We start from the raw sequence: 15,982 nt of genomic DNA, 5'->3' as shown, positions 1-15,982 counted from the left end.
TGACGGACCGTCATAAATGCCCCAAGTCACCCCAACGGGTCAACCCGGGAGCCGGTCAGCCGAAGGTGTCGCACGCGGTCATGTCGCCGGTGCGGTAGCCGGTGGTGAACCACTGCTGGCGCTGCGCGGAGGAGCCGTGCGTCCAGGTCTCCGGGTTGGTCCGGCCGGTGGCCCGCTGCTGGATCCGGTCGTCGCCCACCGACTGGGCCGCGTCCAGGGCCAGCGCGATGTCCTGGTCGGTCAGCCGGCTGATCAGCGGCCGCCCGGTGGAGGGCTGCGGGGTGGTGGTGGCGTGGTGCGTCCACACCCCCGCGTAGCAGTCGGCCTGCAGTTCCAGCTTCACCGAGGCGCTGTCGGCGCCCTGCCGGTCCCCGCCGACCTTGTCCGTGGTGCCGAGCAGGTTCTGCACGTGGTGCCCGTACTCGTGCGCCACCACGTACGCCTCCGCGAACGGCCCGCCCTGGGCGCCCAGTTGGCGGCCCATGTCGTCGAAGAAGCCCAGGTCGAAGTACGCCTTGTGGTCGCCGGGGCAGTAGAAGGGGCCGACCGCGGAGGTCGCGGTGCCGCAGGCGGTGGCCACCCGGTCGGTGAACAGCACGCTCTGCGCCCGGGTGTAGGTGCGGCCGCGGGCCTCGAAGTCGGCCTGCCAGTACGTCTGGACGCTGTTGACCACGGCCAGGACCCGGCAGTCCTGCCGCGCGTTGGCGTCCGCGCCGGTCTTGCAGGCGGAGGCCAGCTGCGCGGAGCTGGTGGCCTTCCCGACCGGTGGCGCGGCGCTCTGGCCGTCGGTGCCGAACAGGCCGGGGTCCAGGCCGAACACCAGCGCCACGACCAGGCCGAGGATGCCGATCGCGCCGCCGCCGACGGCCAGCCCGCCGCCGGGGATGCCGCGCCGGTCCTGGACCTGCGAGGAGTCGAGTTCCGCCTCGTCGTCGAACTGCATTCCGTCTCACCTCTGTAACAGTCCGTGGGGCCGTCGGACGCGTACCCTAACCGGCCCCGGTCATGCGCCGGAAAGGCCCCGCCGCAGGTCGGGCCGGGACGCGTCAGGGCCGGATAAAGTCCCGGGCCGGGGACACGCCCGGGCGCGCGGGCCGCTAAACCCTGCGGCCCTGTCAGTACCCGCCCGATAAACTCCGCCCGTGTCCTTCAACCCGCTGAGAAGCCTGTCGCCCCGATCGGTCCTGCCCGCCGCCGCCGTCCTGCTGGTCCTCGCGGCCGGAGCGGCGGCCCACGCCAACCGTCCCGAGCCCTTCGGCGACCGGGTGGTCCCGGGTGCCGCGGACGCCAGCCCGGTCAGCGCGCAGTCGACCGGCACGGAGCAGGCCGACTTCCGGGTGGGTCCCGGTGTGGAGGTGTACTCCACCAGCACCGGCGAGCGCCTGTGGTCCTACCGCCGCGAGGGCGCGACCGCGCTGCACCTCACCCGGCTCGCCGGGGACGTCGTGGCGGTCTGGGACGACGGCATGATCACCGCGGTCGACACCGCCGACCACTCGGTGCGCTGGCACCGCAGCGTCCCCGGCCTGGCCGACTGGCTGCGCGCCGACGGCGAGCCCGACGCGGCCGACCGCACCGAGACGCAGCGCAAGCAGCAGATGACCCGGCGCGCGGCCGACGCGCTGCGCCCGTCCCCGGACCAGGTCAACGACGCGTTCGTGACGGTGGTCACCCCCGGCCTGCTGATGGGCTTCCGCGAGCGGGACGGCGACCTGCGCTTCAACTCCCAGCCCCCGACGGGCTGCGAGTTCCTGCCGGCCCGCGCCGCGGCGACCGACGACGCGGTGCTCGTCCCGCGGCTGTGCCCGTCCGCCCCCGGCTCCGGCTCCCGCCAACTGCCCGGCGGCGTCGCGGTGTTCTCGCTCACCGACCACGGCAACTTCCTGGTCACCGGCCCCGACGTGGTGCTGCGCCCGCTGGACGGCCACCGGGTCTCGATCGAGGACGGCCCGGTGATCGGCAGCTGGGTGTACGACACCACGCTGGGCGGCCGGGAGACCGGCTGCGGCAGCACCGCCGCCCCGTTCGCGGCGGCCCGCCCGACCTGCGACAAGTGACCGGCGGGTCGACCGACCGCTGACCGTCCCGGCCCGGGCGGCGCCCGCCGCCGTCCGGGCCCGGCCCCGGGCGCCGGCGGGCCGTCGGGTCCGGCGCCGCGAAAAGGCTTTCCCGCCCTCCCGTAGACTTGGACCCAATGGCTGAGTGCCATACCCACGTCGAGGAGAGACCCCAGCCATGATTTCCGCGAACGCCCTGGAGCTTCGTGCCGGTGCCCGCATCCTGATCGAGTCCGCCAGCTTCCGGATCGCCCCGGGCGACCGGATCGGCCTGGTCGGCCGCAACGGCGCGGGCAAGACCACGCTGACCAAGGTGCTGGCCGGCGAGGGCCTCCCGGCCGGCGGCACGGTCACCTCCTCCGGCGAGGTCGGCTACCTCCCGCAGGACCCGCGCACCGGCGACCTCGACGTGCTCGCCCGGGACCGCATCCTGTCCGCCCGCGGCCTCGACACCGTGCTGAAGAAGATGCGCGAGAACGAGGAGCGGATGGCGAACGGCAAGGGCGCCACCCGGGACAACGCGATGAAGAAGTACGCCCGGCTGGAGACCGAGTTCCTCACCAAGGGCGGCTACGCCGCCGAGGCCGAGGCCGCCACCATCGCCGCCGCCCTCGGCCTGCCCGACCGGATCCTCGGCCAGGAACTGCACACCCTCTCCGGCGGCCAGCGCCGCCGGGTCGAGCTGGCCCGGATCCTGTTCTCGGACGCCGACATCCTGCTGCTCGACGAGCCCACCAACCACCTCGACGCGGACTCGATCGCCTGGCTGCGGGACTTCCTGAAGACCTACAAGGGCGGCTTCATCGTCATCTCGCACGACGTCGACCTGGTCGAGACGGTCGTCAACAAGGTCTTCTACCTGGACGCCAACCGCTCCGCGATCGACATCTACAACATGGGCTGGAAGCAGTACCAGCAGCAGCGCGAGGACGACGAGAAGCGCCGCAAGCGCGAGCGCGCCAACGCCGAGAAGAAGGCCGCGACGCTCAACTCGCAGGCCGACAAGATGCGCGCCAAGGCCACCAAGACGGTCGCCGCGCAGAACATGGCCCGCCGCGCCGAGAAGCTGCTCTCCGGGCTGGAGCAGGTCCGGGTCTCCGACAAGGTCGCCAAGCTGCGCTTCCCGGACCCGGCCCCGTGCGGCAAGACCCCGCTCACGGCCGAGGGCCTGTCGAAGTCCTACGGCTCGCTGGAGATCTTCACCGACGTGGGCCTGGCGATCGACCGCGGCTCCCGGGTCGTCATCCTCGGCCTCAACGGCGCGGGCAAGACCACCCTGCTGCGGATGCTGGCGGGCGTGGAGCAGCCGGACACCGGCGAGGTGATCCCCGGCCACGGCCTGAAGATCGGCTACTACGCGCAGGAGCACGAGACGCTCGACCCCGAGCGCAGCGTGCTGGAGAACATGCGCTCCTCCGCGCCGGACACCGACCTGGTGCAGATCCGCAAGATCCTCGGCTCCTTCCTGTTCTCCGGCGACGACGTGGACAAGCCGGCCGGGGTGCTCTCCGGCGGCGAGAAGACCCGGCTCGCGCTGGCCTCGCTGGTGGTCTCCAGCGCCAACGTGCTGCTGCTCGACGAGCCCACCAACAACCTCGACCCAGCCAGCCGCGAGGAGATCCTCGGCGCGCTGCGCACCTTCACCGGCGCGGTGGTCCTGGTCACCCACGACGAGGGCGCGGTGGAGGCGCTCCAGCCGGAGCGGATCATCCTGCTGCCCGACGGCGTCGAGGACCTGTGGAGCCCCGCCTACCACGACCTGGTCTCGCTCGCCTGACCCCGCCCGGCCGCCCACCGGCCCGCTCCGGGCCACCGCACGGACCTCGCGCGTAGACGCGGGGTCCGTTTCCGGTACGAGGAAAACTCGTCCCGCGTCGACGCCCGGGCCGCCGGGACGGGCGTTCCCGGCTCCCGTCCGGCCGTGCGCGGTTTGCCCGCTGACGGTCCGTGCTGATCAGCGGATTCGCTCACCGGAGCGAATTGCGGAGGGGCGTGCGCACCCTCCGTGAGCGCCCTGGTGCGGAGCGCGCACCACCACTCGCCCCCGCTTTCCCGCGACGGACCTTGTCGAATGGGTGGCCAGGAACGGGGCAATGGGTGATCATGGGAATCTGACCGATCACCTCTACGAGGAGGCACGGGTGGCCGAGACTCTGAAAAAGGGCAGCCGGGTAACAGGTGCCGCGCGTGAGAAGCTCGCGGCCGATCTCAAGAAGAAGTACGACTCCGGGGCGAGCATTCGCGCCCTCGCGGAGGAGACGGGCCGCTCCTACGGCTTCGTCCACCGGATGCTCAGCGAGTCCGGGGTCAACCTCCGGGGCCGTGGCGGCGCCACCCGCGGCAAGGGCAAGGCCACTGCCGTCACCGGTTCCTGACGGTCCGTCAGCCCGGGCGGACGACACCGGAGCAGCCCCGTCCGCCCGCGCCCCGTTCACGCGCTGCTCACCACGCACGACGCTCCACCACGGACCGGCGGCCGGGTCTCCCGAGCCGCCGTCCGCCGTTCCCGGCCCCCGCCGCACCTGCTGTACGTGCGCCGGGGGCTTTGTTACCCTCCAGTAGCCCGTCGGGGTCGACGGGTGCCCACGCCCTGCCGCTGGAAGGTAGCCCCGCCATGACCACCGACGTTCCCGACGCCGACCGCACCGCGTGGGAGAAGGCCGGCGTCCGCCTCGACCTGGACGGCGAACTCGCCACCGTCACCCTCTGTGACCCCGCCCGCCGCAACGCCCAGACCCCCGCGATGTGGCGCGCCCTCGCCGCGGTCGGCCGGGCCCTGCCCGGCAGCGTCCGGGTCGTCCTGCTCCGCGGCGAGGGCAGCTCCTTCTCGGCCGGCCTCGACCGCGCCATGTTCACCCCCGGGGGCATCCCCGGCGAGACCGGCTTCCTGCAGCTCGCCGCCTCGACCGACGCCGAACTCGACGCCGCCATCGCCTCCTACCAGGACGCCTTCACCTGGTGGCGCCGCAACGACCTGGTCACCATCGCCGCCGTTCAGGGCCACGCGGTCGGCGCCGGCTTCCAGCTCGCCCTCGCCTGCGACCTGCGGGTCGTCGCCGAGGACGTCCAGTTCGCCATGAAGGAGACCTCCCTCGGCCTGGTCCCCGACCTCGCCGGCACCAAGCCGCTCACCGAACTCGTCGGCTACGCCCGGGCCCTGGAGATCTGCGCCACCGGCCGCCGGGTCGGCGCCGAGGAGGCCGTCGCCACCGGCCTCGCCAACCTCGCCGTCCCCGCCGGCGACCTCGACGACGCCGCCGCCGACCTGGCCGCCGCCCTGCTGGCCGCCCCGCGCAGCGCCGTGATCGAGACCAAGGCCCTGCTGCGCGGCGCCACCGACCGCGACTACGACCGGCAGCGCGCCGCCGAGCGCGAAGCCCAGGCCCGCCGCCTCCGGGACCTCGCCGGCCTCTGACGGCGGGACGGGGCCCCGGTTGTACGCACTTGTGGTGCGCCGGGCGTGGCGTGATGTCAGGGTTGGGGTGATTTGCGATATAGCTGGTTTCGAACGTCAGGAGACCCGAGATGACGCAGCCCCACGCCCCCACTCCCGCTGACCTGCAGAAGAGCACCACGGAAGCCCGGCCGAGCGGTGAGCGCGGCCGGACCGCCCTCGCCGTCGGGGTGGTGGAGAAGATCGCCGGCATGGCGGCCCGGGAGGTGTCCGGGATCCACGCGCTCGGATCGGGCTTCTCCCGGACGTTCGGTGCGATGCGGGACCGGGTGCCGGGTTCGAGCTCGAAGTCCGGTGTCGGGCGCGGGATCAAGGCGGAGGTCGGCGAGAAGCAGGCCGCCATCGACATCGCGCTGGTGGTCGAGTACGGGGTGGTGATCCCCAAGCTGGCCGCCGAGGTGCGGGCGAACATCATCGAGGCGGTCGAGCGGATGACCGGCCTGGAGGTGGTCGAGGTGAACATCGCCGTGAACGACGTCCACCTGCCCGACGACCCCGACGAGGACGAGGACGAGGACGACTCCCCGTCCTCCGGCAAGCGTCCCCGCGTGCAGTGAGTCTTGACCGTCCCGTGTGCCGAGCAGGAACGCGAAGGAGCAGTGGATGAACCTGGCGGTGGTGGGCCTGCTCGCGGGCATGGCCCTCGGCTTCGCCGGATACTTCGGCGGTTTCGCCGCGTTCCTGCTGGTGGCGGTGCTCGGGGCGGTGGGTTTCGTGGTCGGGCGGCTGATCGAGGGGGACATCGAACTCGGTGACCTCGGCGACCTGCTGCGCGGCCGGGACCGGCGGCGCTGATGGCCCACCCGGGGGTGGTCGCGCAGCGCGGCGGCGAGCGGGTCGCGGACCGGGTCTACCGGCGGATCGCGGCCCGCGCCGCCGCCGACGCGCTCGCGCCGGCCTGGCAGGACCGGCCCGGCCCGGGCCCCTACCCGAAGGTCTCCGCGCTCCTCTCGCACGGCCGGGTCCGGCTGACGCTGCACCTGGAACTGCCCTTCCCGTCCGACGTCGGCACGCTGGCCCGCACGGCCCGGGACGCCGCCTGCCGCACCGTCACCGAACTGACCGGCACCCCGGTGACCGGGGCGGACGTGATCGTGGACCGCCTGCACCCGGCGGCCGCCGCATGACCGAGTCGGGGCCGCAGCCGGCGGCCGGGCCCGCACCCGAGCCGGTGCACGCGCACGGGAGCGGGGCGAGCGGGCTGGAGGCGAGGCGGCGGCGGGCCGGGCGGTGGCTGCGCTCGCAGCGCGCGGTGCCGACCGCGCTGGTGGTGGCCGTGCTGCTGGTGGCCGCCGGGACGCTGCTGTACGACGTGATCGCGGTGCGCGCGGGCGGACGGGCCAGGCCGTGGCGGCGCGAACTGTCGGAGCAGCTGGCGACCCGCCACCTGGACGACCCGTGGGTGCTCGGCATCGCCGGCGGCGCGGTCGTGCTCGGGCTGCTGCTGCTCCGGCTGGCCTTCGCCCGCGGCCTGCGCGGCTGGCTCGCACTGGAGCCGCGCGGCGCCGCGATCCACCGCAGGGCGGTCGCCGCGCTGATCGCCCGGCGCGCCCAGCAGCGCGGCGACGTGCACTCCTGGCAGGTGAAGGTGGGCCGGCGGCGCACCCGGGTCACCCTGACCGGCAGCGCCGACCCGGCCGGCGCGGAACGCGAACTGCGCGCCGAACTCGCCCGGATCCCGCTGGCCGCACCGCACCGGCTGGACGTCCGCACCAAACCCCTCCACGAACGCCACCACCGCCGGGAACTCGCCGAGTTGGAGCCGCCCCGATGAGCCGACGCGCCGTCAACCGCACCCTGCTGGCCGTGGTCGGACTGGGCCTGCTGGCGGGCGGGGCACTGGTGCTGCTCGGCGGACTCGACGCCTACCGGCACCTCGGGATCACCCCGCCCGACTGGTGGCCGCTCACCTCGCCCGACCAGCCCGTGCTCAGCGAGGCCAGCCGCACCCGCTGGACCGACCGCGACTGGTGGTGGCCGGTGGCGATCGCCGTCCCCGCGCTGGTGATCCTCGGCTGCCTGTGGTGGCTGTTCTCCCAGCTGCACCGGGGCGGCCCGGCCGGCGTCGACCTGCCCTCGCCCGCGGCGTCCGGCGAACCGCACTTCGCCCTGCACGTGCGCAGCCGGGCCGTCGAGGAGGCGATCGAGGCCGAGACCGTCGCCCTGCCGGACGTCGAACGGGTCACCGTCAAGGTCACCGGCGCGGCCCGCCGCCCCGAGGTGCACACCGCCCTGCGACTCGCCCCCGGCGCCGACACCGGCGCCCTGGTCACCGCCTACCGGGCCGGGCCGGTCGAGCACGCCCGCCGCTCACTGGGCCTGGCGGTGCTGCCCGCCCAACTGCGCCTGCGCGGCGCGAAGCCCCGCCGGGAGCGGTCCCGCAAGAAGGCTCCGCGGGTGCAGTAGCCGGGGAGGCGGGGCGCACCGAGGCGAAACCGGGGGCGCGGGACGGTGCGAGCTCTCGTCCTGCTTCGCGATCCGGCTCTGCGTGCCCGGTCGGCCGCGCAGTTCCTCGCGCCCCTGGTCTCGTACCGGTGTCACAGGCTGCGGATCGCGCCGCCGTCGACGGGGAGCATCAGGCCGGTGAGGTAGGAGGCGGCGGGGGAGAGCAGGAAGGCGGCGGCGCGGCCGAACTCCTCGGGGGTGCCGTAGCGGCGCAGCGGGATGCCGGCGGCGGCCGTCTCGCGGGCGGTGGCGGGGTCGGCGGCGAGGGAGTCGAGTTCGCGGACGCGGTCGGTGTCGATCCGGCCGGGGAGCAGGCCGAGGACGCGGATGCCGCGCGGGCCGAGTTCGTCGGCGAGGGTCTTGGCGGCCATCGCGAGGCCGGGGCGCAGGCCGTTGGAGATGCCGAGGCCGCCGATGGGCTGGCGGACCGAGGTGGACAGCACGAAGGCGATGACGCCCCCGTCGGTGAGCTGTTCGGCGGCGGTGCGGGCCAGTCGCAGGGCGCCGAGGAAGACGGAGTCGAACGCGCTGCGCCAGGCTTCGTCGGTGGCGGTGGCGACCGGCCCCGCGGCGGGGCCGCCGACGCTGATCAGGACGCCGTCGAAGCCGCCGAAGCGGTCGCGGGCGGCGTCGATCAGGCGTTGCGGGGTGGCCGGGTCGGCGTTGTCCGCGCCGACGCCGTGGGCGTTCTCGCCGAGGGCGGCCGCGGCGGCGGTGGCGGCCGCTGCGGTGCGGCCGGTGACGACCACCTTGGCGCCTTCGGCGACGAGCTGCTGGGCGGTGGCGTGGCCGAGTCCCCGGGTCGCACCGGTGACCACGTACACCCTGTCCTTGAGTCCGAGATCCATGCCGACCATTCTCGCCGGTCGGCACGGATCCCGGACGGCGGGTCAGCCCACCGGGACGCCCGGGTTGACCAGGGCGGCGCCGCCGGTGACGGTGTTGTCGGCGGTGACGGTGGTCGGGCAGTCGGCGGAGTAGTTGGTGACGTCGATCGCGTACTTGGCGGCGTTGGCGCCGTTCGCGCCGGTCAGGTCGGAGGCGTTGCCGCGGAAGACGGTGCGGCAGCCCCAGCCGGGCTGCTGGGTGTGGGTCTGGTAGCCGTCGTTCATGGTGCGCACGCCGGTGTTGTTCTCGATGACGTAGTCGTTGCCCTTCACGTCGACCCAGGAGTCGTCGTAGTTGACGTTCGTCAGCCCGTTGCCGTCGAAGCGGTTGCCGGAGACCAGGCCGCCGGTGGTGCCCTCCTTGAGGTCGATGTTCTCGCCGCCGATGCCGGGGCCGATGGTGTTGCCGACGATCTGCACGTAGTCGCTCTTGTCGGTGAGCGTGTTGGCGGTGCCGACGTAGACGCCCTCGCCCTTGCCGTCGTGGGCGGTGCCGGTGTCGTGGACGGTCGAGTCGCGCAGCACGCCGTGGCTGGAGGAGTTGCGGAAGTGCACGCCCTCCATGGTGGTGTGGTGGACCGTCACGCCGTCGAGCACCACGTAGTCGGAGGCGTCGACCATGATGCCCTTCTGGGCGCCGGTGACGGTGAGGCCCCGGACGGTCCAGTAGGAGGCGCCCGTCAGCGAGAGGCCGTAGCCGCCGCCGGTGGTGGTGCTGAGCACCGCGTTCGGCGAGCCGGTCAGGGTGATCCGGGCGGCGGCCGTGCCCGGCGTGGTGATCTTGAAGTTGCCGGTGTAGGTGCCGTCGGCGAGCTGGATGGTGCGGCCGGGGACGGCGGCGCTCAGCGCGGCCTGGAGCTCCTTGGCGGTGCCGACCCGCACGGTGTCCCCGGACGGGGACGCGGAGGCGGACGGGGACGCGGAGGCGGACGGGGTCGGGGTCGGGGTGGGGGCGGACGGCGACGCGGAGGCGGTGGCGGACGGGGAGGGCGTGGCCGGGGCGGAGGAGGAGGGCGGGGTGGACGGGACGGCGCCGATGGCGGTCAGCGAGACGTCGTCGGCCTGGTAGGGGCTGCCGTACCAGCCGCTCAGCGTGACGGTGACCCGGGTGGTGCCCGGGCCGGTGGTGAAGGTGCGGGTGAGCTGGGTCCAGCCGGTGGCGTTCGCCCAGGTGGAGGTGGACACGCCGGTGCCGGAGGCGGCGAGGGTGACGTACGAGCCCTTCACCCAGGCGCTCAGGGTGTAGCCGGTGTTCGGCTGGACGGTGACGCTCTGGCTGCACGGCGCGAGGTCGCCCGCGCCGGGGGCGGCGGAGAGCGCGGCGCTGCCGGAGTGCGGGGCCGAGGTGGTGGTGGCGGCGGTGCCGACGCAGCTCCAGGGGGAGAGCGCGGCGGACTCGAAGCCGCCGTTGCCGAGGAGTTCGGTGGCCGCGCCCGCCTGGGCGGGCAGCAGGGCGAGGACGGCGGAGCCCAGGGCCAGGACGGCGGCCGCCGTGGCGCCGCGGTGGGTGCGGTGCGTCATGAAGGTTCGCTCCGGTGTGGGGGAAAGAGCGGTGCGGGCATGTGCACGGCCAATTTGGACTAGACCAATACGGGGCGTCAATGGGTGTGCGCCGACCGGGTGCGGGACCGGGCGTCAATGGCGCCGGACCGGGAACCGTCCGAAGATGGGGGAACCGGATCACCCACCCGAGGTGCAGCGCATGGACAGTCGGCGGTTGCCGAACATCGACGGCGTCGCGGCGGCCCTGGTCGACGGCGACGGACGCGTCGTGGGCTGGACGGCCGCCGCCGAGCAGTTGCTCGGCCTGCCCGCCGCCCAGGTCACCGGCCGTCCGGTCCGCGAACTGCTGGCCGACGGCCCGGCCGACGCCGGCGCGCTCGGCAGGCGGACCGGCGAGGTCCGGCTGCGCACCGGCGGCGGCGCCCCGCTGGAGGTCGCCTACCAGGTGCTCCCGCTGGCGGGCGAGCACGACGAGGTCCGCGCCCTGGTGCTGGCCACCCCCGCCGACACCGTCGCCCGCCGCCAGCAGGACGAGGCGTTCACCCGGGAGCTGTTCCTGCAGGACCGGATCGGCCTGGCCTTCTTCGACGCCGACCTGCGGCTGCTGCGCACCAACACCCACCTGCTGCCCTACACCGGCCTGCCCGCCCACCTGGCCGGGCACCGGCTCGGCGACTTCCTGCACCCGCAGGACGCGCGGGCCGCCGAGGCGGTCCTGCGCGGCGTGCTGGCCACCGGTGAGCCGGTGGTCCGCGCCGAACTGCCGATCCGCACCCTGGACGACCCCGGGCCGGCCGTGGTGATGGAGATCCAGGCGTTCCGGCTGCAGGCCCCCGACGGGACGCTGATCGGGGTGGCCGCGCTGTTCGGCGACGTCACCGAACTGCACCGCTACCGGCGGCGGGCCGACGTGCTGCACCGGGCCACCGCCGCCGTCGGCGGCTCGCTCTCGGTGGCCGGCACCGCCGAGGACCTGGCCGGCGTCCTGGTGCCCGGCCTCGGCGACCGGGCCGAGGTGGACATCGCCGAGGCCGTCTTCACCGGCGACGAACCGGTGCCCGGCGCCGACGGACTGCTGGCCGTCCGCCGCACCGCCACCGCCGGGCCGCCCGGACCCGACAGCCGCCCGCTCGGACCGCTCGGCCGCGAACGGCTCGCCCGCACCCCCGCCGCCACCGCCGGACCGCTCTCGATGAGCGCCCCGCTGCACGCCCGCAGCGGCCCGCTCGGGCGGGTCACCGTCCGCCGCGGCGAGGACGAGGGCCCGTACGAGGCCGAGGACCTCGAACTGCTCCGGGAGATCGCCGCCCGGGCCGCGCTCGCCCTGGACAACGCCCGCCGCTACACCCGCGAGCACCGGGCCGCCGTCGGCCTGCAGCGCTCGCTGCTGCCGCCCGCCGAGACCGCGGTGCCCGCCGCCACCACCGCCAGCGTCTACCGGCCCACCGACACCGCCACCGGCGTCGGCGGCGACTGGTTCGACGTCATCCCGCTCTCCGGCGCCCGGGTCGCCCTGGTCGCCGGGGACGTGGTCGGCCACGGCCTGCAGGCCAGCGCCACCATGGGCCGGCTGCGCACCGCCGTGCGCACCCTCGCCGACCTCGACCTGGAACCCGACGAGCTGCTGGTGCACCTGGACGACCTGGTCTCCCAGCTGGTCGTCGAGGGCAGCGAGGAGGAGCGCGAGCGCGGCGTCGCCGACCCCTCCGGGGCGACCTGCGTGTACGCCGTCTACGACCCGGTCTCCGGGATCTGCCAGGCCGCCAGCGCCGGGCACCCGCCGCCCGCGCTGGTGCACCCCGACGGCCGGGTCGAGTACCTGCCGGTCAACCCCGGGCCGCCGCTCGGCGTCGGCGGGCTGCCGTTCGAGACCGTCGAGTGCGCGCTGCGCGCGGGCAGCGTGCTGGCGCTGTACACCGACGGGCTGATCGAGGGCGGCAACGGCGGCGACCTCGACGAGGGCATGGACCAGCTGGCCGCCCGGCTCGGCGAGGCCGACCTCGGCGGGGACCTGGCGGCGGCCGGCCGGTCGATCGTCGCGGAGATGTCCACCGCGGGGCTGAGCGACGACGTGACGCTGCTGCTGGCCCGGCTGCACCCGGTGCCGCCGTCGGACACCGCCGTCTGGACCATCGACGCCGACCCGTCCGCCGTCGCCGGGGTGCGCGAGGCCGCCACCCGGACGCTGGAGGGGTGGGGGCTGGACGAGCTGGTGTTCACCACCGAGCTGGTGCTCAGCGAACTGGTCACCAACGCGATCCGGTACGCGGGCGGCCCGGTGGTGGTGCGGCTGATCCGCTCCTCGGTGCTGACCTGCGAGGTCTCCGACCCCAGCTCCACCCAGCCGCGGATGCGCCGGGCCCGGCTCACCGACGAGGGCGGCCGCGGCCTCTACCTGGTCGCCCAGCTGACCGAGCGCTGGGGCAGCCGCTACACCCGGGGCGGCAAGACCATCTGGGCCGAGCAGCCGATGGGGCCCGACTGAGCGGACCCGCCGCTCAGCCGGCGGCGCCGACCGGCTCCGCCGCGCCCGGCGCCCGCTCCGCGGTGCCCTGCTTGGCCTCGCGGCGGGCCAGCACCACCAGGCCGACCGGGATCAGCGCGGTGAACAGCCACCACTGGACGGCGTACGCCATGTGCGGGCCGATGTCGGAGTGGCCGGGCTCGGCGAGCGGCTCGGGGGAGGGGCCGGCGGCGGGCTGGGAGGAGGCGAGCTCCAGGTAGCCGCCGAGCACGGCGGTGCCCGCGTACTTCGCCTGCTCGGCGGTGTTGATCACCTTGAACATCCGGTCCGGCAGGCCGCCGCGGTTCTTCACGCCCAGCGAGGCGTACGTCTCGTCGGCGCGCAGCCGCCCGGTGACGGTGACCTCGCCGGACGGCGGGGCGGGGACGTCGGGGATGCTGGCGGCGTCCGCGGCGGACTCCACCCAGCCGCGGTTGACCAGGACCGAGCCCCTGCCGTCGGCGAGCACCAGCGGGGTGACCACGAAGTAGCCGATGGTGGAGCCGCCGGGCTCGGTGCGGCCGCGGATCACCACCTCGTGCCCGGTGTCGTAGCTGCCGGTGGCGGTCACGGTGCGCCACACCTCGCCGGTCGGGACGGACCAGCCGGGGGAGGAGAGCGAGTCGAAGGCGACCGGGGTGCTGCCCAGGTTCTGCGCCACCAGGTCGTTGCGGGCCACCCGGGCCTCGTGCCGGTGGTACTGCCAGAAGCCCAGCTTGATCATGGCGGGGACCAGCACCGCGGCCACCAGGACGATGACCGCCCAGCGCACGGACAGCAGGAATCGGTACACACCCGGCACGCTAACCCTCCTTACCGGCGCGTCAGGCACCGGGGTGCGGCGCGACCTCGCGCAACAGCTGCAGGAAGGCGTCCTCGCCGACCACCGGGGTGCCCAGCTCGCGGGCCTTGCGGGCCTTGCCGCTCCAGGAGCCGGGCTCGTTGGTGACCAGCAGGCTGGTGAGCCGGCTCACCGAGGAGGCGATGTGCAGGCCGGCCTCGGTGGCCCGGTCCTCCAGCAGCTCGCGGTCGGTGGCGGTGTCGCCGGTGATCGCCACCCGCATGCCCTGCACCAGCGGCGAGCCGTCCACCCAGCGGCCCGGGTTCGGGTACGGGCAGGCCGGGCGCTTGCGGCCGGGGCGGTAGGAGGAGCTCCAGGAGCCGCGGGCCGGGGCCGCCGCGGCGCCGGCGCCCTCGCCGAGGTCGGTGACCGCGACGCAGGCGGTCAGCGGCAGCGGGACGCCGCCGCTGCGGGCCAGCTCCAGCGAGGGGCGGAACACCTCGGCCAGCACCCGGGCGTCGTCCAGCGCGTGGTGGGCCTGGCGCTGGTGCACGCCGAAGTGCGCGGCCAGCGAGGAGAGCTTGCCGTTGGGCAGCGGCAGCCGCAGGTCGCGGGCCAGCACCATGGTGCACAGCCGCTGCTCGACCGGGGCGCGCAGGCCGGCCCGGGAGAACTCGCGGGAGATCATGTTCCAGTCGAACAGCGCGTTGTGGGCGACCAGCACCCGATCGCGCAGCCGCTCGGCGAACTCGGCGGCGACCTCCGGGAAGGTCGGCGCGCCGGCCAGCACCTCGCTGGTCAGGCCGTGGATCCAGACCGGCCCCGGGTCCCGCTCGGGGTTGACCAGGGTGTACCAGTGGTCGGTGACCTCGCCGTCCGGGTCGAGCTGGTAGACGCCGGCCGAGATGACCCGGTCGGAGCGGCCGAGACCGGTGGTCTCCACGTCGACCACGGCGAACCCGCGCCCGGTGCCCCCGTCGGGGCCGGTGCGCGGTGCCGGGAGCGGCGAGGACGGGAATGGCGCGTACATAACGCACCACTTTACGGGGAACGGCGGGCGGCTCCGGACGGCTCCGGCCGGAATAGTGCGGGCGGGCGGTGCCTTGGCACTGGAGACGCGGGTGCGGACACCCGCGCTGAACCGTAGAAACGAAGGACACCCCTCATGCGCGCCACCGTGATCCACGGCCCCCAGGACATCCGGATCGAGGAGGTGCCGGACCCGCGGATCGAACGGCCCACCGACGTCGTGGTGCGGGTGCTGAACGCCTGCATCTGCGGCAGCGACCTGTGGGCGTACCGGGGGGTCGCCAAGCGGAAGGCCGGGCAGCGGATCGGGCACGAGTTCCTGGGCTTCGTCGAGGAGGCCGGCGCCGAGGTGCGCGGCTTCGCGGTCGGCGACCTGGTGGTGGCCCCGTTCGTCTGGTCGGACGGCGTGTGCGAGTACTGCCGCGAGGGCCTGCAGACCTCCTGCCCGCACGGCGGCTTCTGGGGCACCCCCGGGTCGGACGGCGGGCAGGGCGAGGCGGTCCGGGTGCCGTTCGCGGACGGGACGCTGGTGAAGCTGCCCAAGGAGGCGGCCGGGGACGAGAAGCTGCTGCCCGGGCTGCTGGCGCTGTCCGACGTGATGGCCACCGGGCACCACGCGGCGGTCTCGGCGGGCGTGCGGCCCGGGGCGACGGTCGCGGTGGTCGGCGACGGCGCGGTCGGGCTGTGCGGCGTGCTGGCCGCGCACCGGCTCGGCGCGGGCCGGATCATCGCGCTCGGCCGGCACGCGGGCCGCACCGCGATCGCCCGCTCCTTCGGCGCCACCGACGTGGTGCCCGAGCGCGGCGAGGCGGCCATCGAGGCGGTGCGCGAGCTGACCGGCGGGCAGGGCGCGCACGCGGTGCTGGAGGCGGTCGGCACCGAGGAGTCGATGCGCACCGCGCTCTCGATCGCCCGGGACGGCGGCGCGGTCGGCTACGTGGGCGTGCCGCACGGCGGCAGCGCGGGCGTGGACATCGGCCAGATGTTCAACCGGAACGTGCAGCTGCGCGGCGGCGTCGCCCCGGCCCGGGCGTACATCCCCGAGCTGCTGCCGGACGTGCTCTCCGGGGCGATCGACCCGGGCGCGGTGTTCGACCGCACGGTGGGCCTGGACGGGGTGCCGGAGGGCTACCGGGCGATGGACGAGCGGACGGCGCTGAAGGTCCGGATCGCGTTCTGAGGTCCACCGGGCGGGTGGCCAACTACCCGCCGAACGGCTCAAGTTGAATGATCATTGCACCGGGGTGGCCGCAAAACGGCCGCCCCGGTGGCGTGTTCTGGTCAGTTTTCGGCCACATCGCGTGGGGAAGCTTCTCGGCGCCC

The 15,982-nt window shown here is 74.7% G+C and carries 16 protein-coding genes and 1 pseudogene; 11 read left to right on the top strand and 6 right to left on the bottom strand.

Annotated elements, in window-relative coordinates; genetic code table 11:
* Nucleotides 1-55: 55 nt before the first annotated feature.
* Nucleotides 56-943: a KPN_02809 family neutral zinc metallopeptidase gene (gene ypfJ, locus ABD345_RS13495; protein WP_344552246.1), complete on the bottom strand. Its 888-nt coding sequence runs from the start codon at nt 941-943 to the stop codon at nt 56-58.
* Between the two features lie 199 nt (nt 944-1,142).
* Between ypfJ and ABD345_RS13490 the strand changes: the two genes are divergently transcribed.
* From ABD345_RS13490 to ABD345_RS13450, 9 genes are all read left to right on the top strand, one after another.
* Nucleotides 1,143-2,057, top strand: coding sequence for a PQQ-binding-like beta-propeller repeat protein (locus ABD345_RS13490; RefSeq protein ID WP_344552245.1), 915 nt, complete (start codon nt 1,143-1,145; stop codon nt 2,055-2,057).
* A 178-nt stretch (nt 2,058-2,235) separates the two neighbouring features.
* Entirely contained in the window at nt 2,236-3,834 is a 1,599-nt protein-coding gene (locus ABD345_RS13485; RefSeq protein ID WP_344552244.1) for an ABC-F family ATP-binding cassette domain-containing protein, read from the top strand.
* A 364-nt stretch (nt 3,835-4,198) separates the two neighbouring features.
* The gene (locus ABD345_RS13480; RefSeq protein ID WP_344552243.1) at nt 4,199-4,432 is read left to right on the top strand and encodes a helix-turn-helix domain-containing protein; all 234 of its coding nucleotides are present in this window, start codon (nt 4,199-4,201) and stop codon (nt 4,430-4,432) included.
* Between the two features lie 239 nt (nt 4,433-4,671).
* Nucleotides 4,672-5,472, top strand: coding sequence for an enoyl-CoA hydratase/isomerase family protein (locus ABD345_RS13475; RefSeq protein ID WP_344552242.1), 801 nt, complete (start codon nt 4,672-4,674; stop codon nt 5,470-5,472).
* Nucleotides 5,473-5,582: 110 nt separating this feature from the next.
* Complete coding sequence (locus ABD345_RS13470; RefSeq protein WP_344552241.1) at nt 5,583-6,068, top strand: Asp23/Gls24 family envelope stress response protein; 486 nt, start codon at nt 5,583-5,585, stop codon at nt 6,066-6,068.
* 46 nt (nt 6,069-6,114) lie between these two features.
* The gene (locus ABD345_RS13465) at nt 6,115-6,306 is read left to right on the top strand and encodes a hypothetical protein (RefSeq protein WP_344552240.1); all 192 of its coding nucleotides are present in this window, start codon (nt 6,115-6,117) and stop codon (nt 6,304-6,306) included.
* On the top strand, nt 6,306-6,638 hold the full coding sequence (locus ABD345_RS13460) for a hypothetical protein (RefSeq protein ID WP_344552239.1): 333 nt from the start codon (nt 6,306-6,308) through the stop codon (nt 6,636-6,638). The genes ABD345_RS13465 and ABD345_RS13460 overlap by 1 nt, the downstream gene beginning before the upstream one ends.
* Nucleotides 6,635-7,285, top strand: coding sequence for a DUF6286 domain-containing protein (locus ABD345_RS13455; RefSeq protein ID WP_344552238.1), 651 nt, complete (start codon nt 6,635-6,637; stop codon nt 7,283-7,285). The genes ABD345_RS13460 and ABD345_RS13455 overlap by 4 nt, the downstream gene beginning before the upstream one ends.
* The gene (locus ABD345_RS13450) at nt 7,282-7,917 is read left to right on the top strand and encodes an Asp23/Gls24 family envelope stress response protein (protein ID WP_344552237.1); all 636 of its coding nucleotides are present in this window, start codon (nt 7,282-7,284) and stop codon (nt 7,915-7,917) included. Before ABD345_RS13455 ends, ABD345_RS13450 begins: the two co-directional genes overlap by 4 nt.
* A gap of 131 nt (nt 7,918-8,048) precedes the next feature.
* On the opposite strand, the gene ABD345_RS13445 is transcribed toward ABD345_RS13450, so the two are convergent.
* The 3 genes and pseudogenes from ABD345_RS13445 to ABD345_RS13435 all read right to left on the bottom strand — a co-directional run.
* Nucleotides 8,049-8,804 (bottom strand): SDR family oxidoreductase, encoded by a 756-nt coding sequence (locus tag ABD345_RS13445; protein WP_344552236.1) that lies wholly within the window; start codon nt 8,802-8,804, stop codon nt 8,049-8,051.
* Between the two features lie 42 nt (nt 8,805-8,846).
* A complete protein-coding gene (locus tag ABD345_RS13440; protein WP_380276484.1) occupies nt 8,847-9,881 on the bottom strand; it encodes a right-handed parallel beta-helix repeat-containing protein in 1,035 nt (344 codons plus the stop codon).
* Nucleotides 9,882-9,938: 57 nt separating this feature from the next.
* Nucleotides 9,939-10,364: pseudogene (locus tag ABD345_RS13435) on the bottom strand (carbohydrate binding domain-containing protein); the annotation flags it as partial.
* Between the two features lie 181 nt (nt 10,365-10,545).
* Here ABD345_RS13435 and ABD345_RS13430 point away from each other — a divergent pair.
* A complete protein-coding gene (locus ABD345_RS13430) occupies nt 10,546-12,831 on the top strand; it encodes a SpoIIE family protein phosphatase (RefSeq protein WP_344552235.1) in 2,286 nt (761 codons plus the stop codon).
* A gap of 13 nt (nt 12,832-12,844) precedes the next feature.
* Here ABD345_RS13430 and ABD345_RS13425 read toward each other — a convergent pair whose 3' ends face one another.
* Together ABD345_RS13425 and ABD345_RS13420 are read right to left on the bottom strand one after the other, a co-directional pair.
* Nucleotides 12,845-13,642, bottom strand: a complete 798-nt coding sequence (locus tag ABD345_RS13425; RefSeq protein WP_344552234.1) for an SURF1 family cytochrome oxidase biogenesis protein — start codon at nt 13,640-13,642, stop codon at nt 12,845-12,847.
* A gap of 31 nt (nt 13,643-13,673) precedes the next feature.
* Complete coding sequence (locus ABD345_RS13420; RefSeq protein ID WP_344552233.1) at nt 13,674-14,660, bottom strand: DEDDh family exonuclease; 987 nt, start codon at nt 14,658-14,660, stop codon at nt 13,674-13,676.
* Nucleotides 14,661-14,795: 135 nt separating this feature from the next.
* On the opposite strand from ABD345_RS13420, the gene ABD345_RS13415 reads away from it, so the two are divergent.
* Nucleotides 14,796-15,839 carry a zinc-dependent alcohol dehydrogenase family protein gene (locus tag ABD345_RS13415; RefSeq protein ID WP_344552232.1) on the top strand — a complete coding sequence of 348 codons (1,044 nt, stop codon included), beginning with the start codon at nt 14,796-14,798 and terminating at the stop codon, nt 15,837-15,839.
* The last annotated feature ends 143 nt before the right edge of the window (nt 15,840-15,982 follow it).

This window comes from Kitasatospora saccharophila (assembly GCF_039529925.1).
In the GTDB taxonomy this organism is placed as follows: Bacteria; Actinomycetota; Actinomycetes; order Streptomycetales; family Streptomycetaceae; genus Kitasatospora; species Kitasatospora saccharophila.
This window is presented reverse-complemented; position numbering and strand designations above follow the sequence as displayed.

Excerpts from the sequence above, each read along its gene's own strand:
- ypfJ (WP_344552246.1), bottom strand. The coding sequence starts at position 943 with ATGCAGTTCGACGACGAGGCGGAACTCGACTCCTCGCAGGTCCAGGAC.
- ABD345_RS13485 (WP_344552244.1), top strand. The coding sequence starts at position 2,236 with ATGATTTCCGCGAACGCCCTGGAGCTTCGTGCCGGTGCCCGCATCCTG.
- ABD345_RS13475 (WP_344552242.1), top strand. The coding sequence starts at position 4,672 with ATGACCACCGACGTTCCCGACGCCGACCGCACCGCGTGGGAGAAGGCC.
- ABD345_RS13470 (WP_344552241.1), top strand. The coding sequence starts at position 5,583 with ATGACGCAGCCCCACGCCCCCACTCCCGCTGACCTGCAGAAGAGCACC.
- ABD345_RS13465 (WP_344552240.1), top strand. The coding sequence starts at position 6,115 with ATGAACCTGGCGGTGGTGGGCCTGCTCGCGGGCATGGCCCTCGGCTTC.
- ABD345_RS13460 (WP_344552239.1), top strand. The coding sequence starts at position 6,306 with ATGGCCCACCCGGGGGTGGTCGCGCAGCGCGGCGGCGAGCGGGTCGCG.
- ABD345_RS13455 (WP_344552238.1), top strand. The coding sequence starts at position 6,635 with ATGACCGAGTCGGGGCCGCAGCCGGCGGCCGGGCCCGCACCCGAGCCG.
- ABD345_RS13450 (WP_344552237.1), top strand. The coding sequence starts at position 7,282 with ATGAGCCGACGCGCCGTCAACCGCACCCTGCTGGCCGTGGTCGGACTG.
- ABD345_RS13445 (WP_344552236.1), bottom strand. The coding sequence starts at position 8,804 with ATGGATCTCGGACTCAAGGACAGGGTGTACGTGGTCACCGGTGCGACC.
- ABD345_RS13430 (WP_344552235.1), top strand. The coding sequence starts at position 10,546 with ATGGACAGTCGGCGGTTGCCGAACATCGACGGCGTCGCGGCGGCCCTG.
- ABD345_RS13420 (WP_344552233.1), bottom strand. The coding sequence starts at position 14,660 with ATGTACGCGCCATTCCCGTCCTCGCCGCTCCCGGCACCGCGCACCGGC.
- ABD345_RS13415 (WP_344552232.1), top strand. The coding sequence starts at position 14,796 with ATGCGCGCCACCGTGATCCACGGCCCCCAGGACATCCGGATCGAGGAG.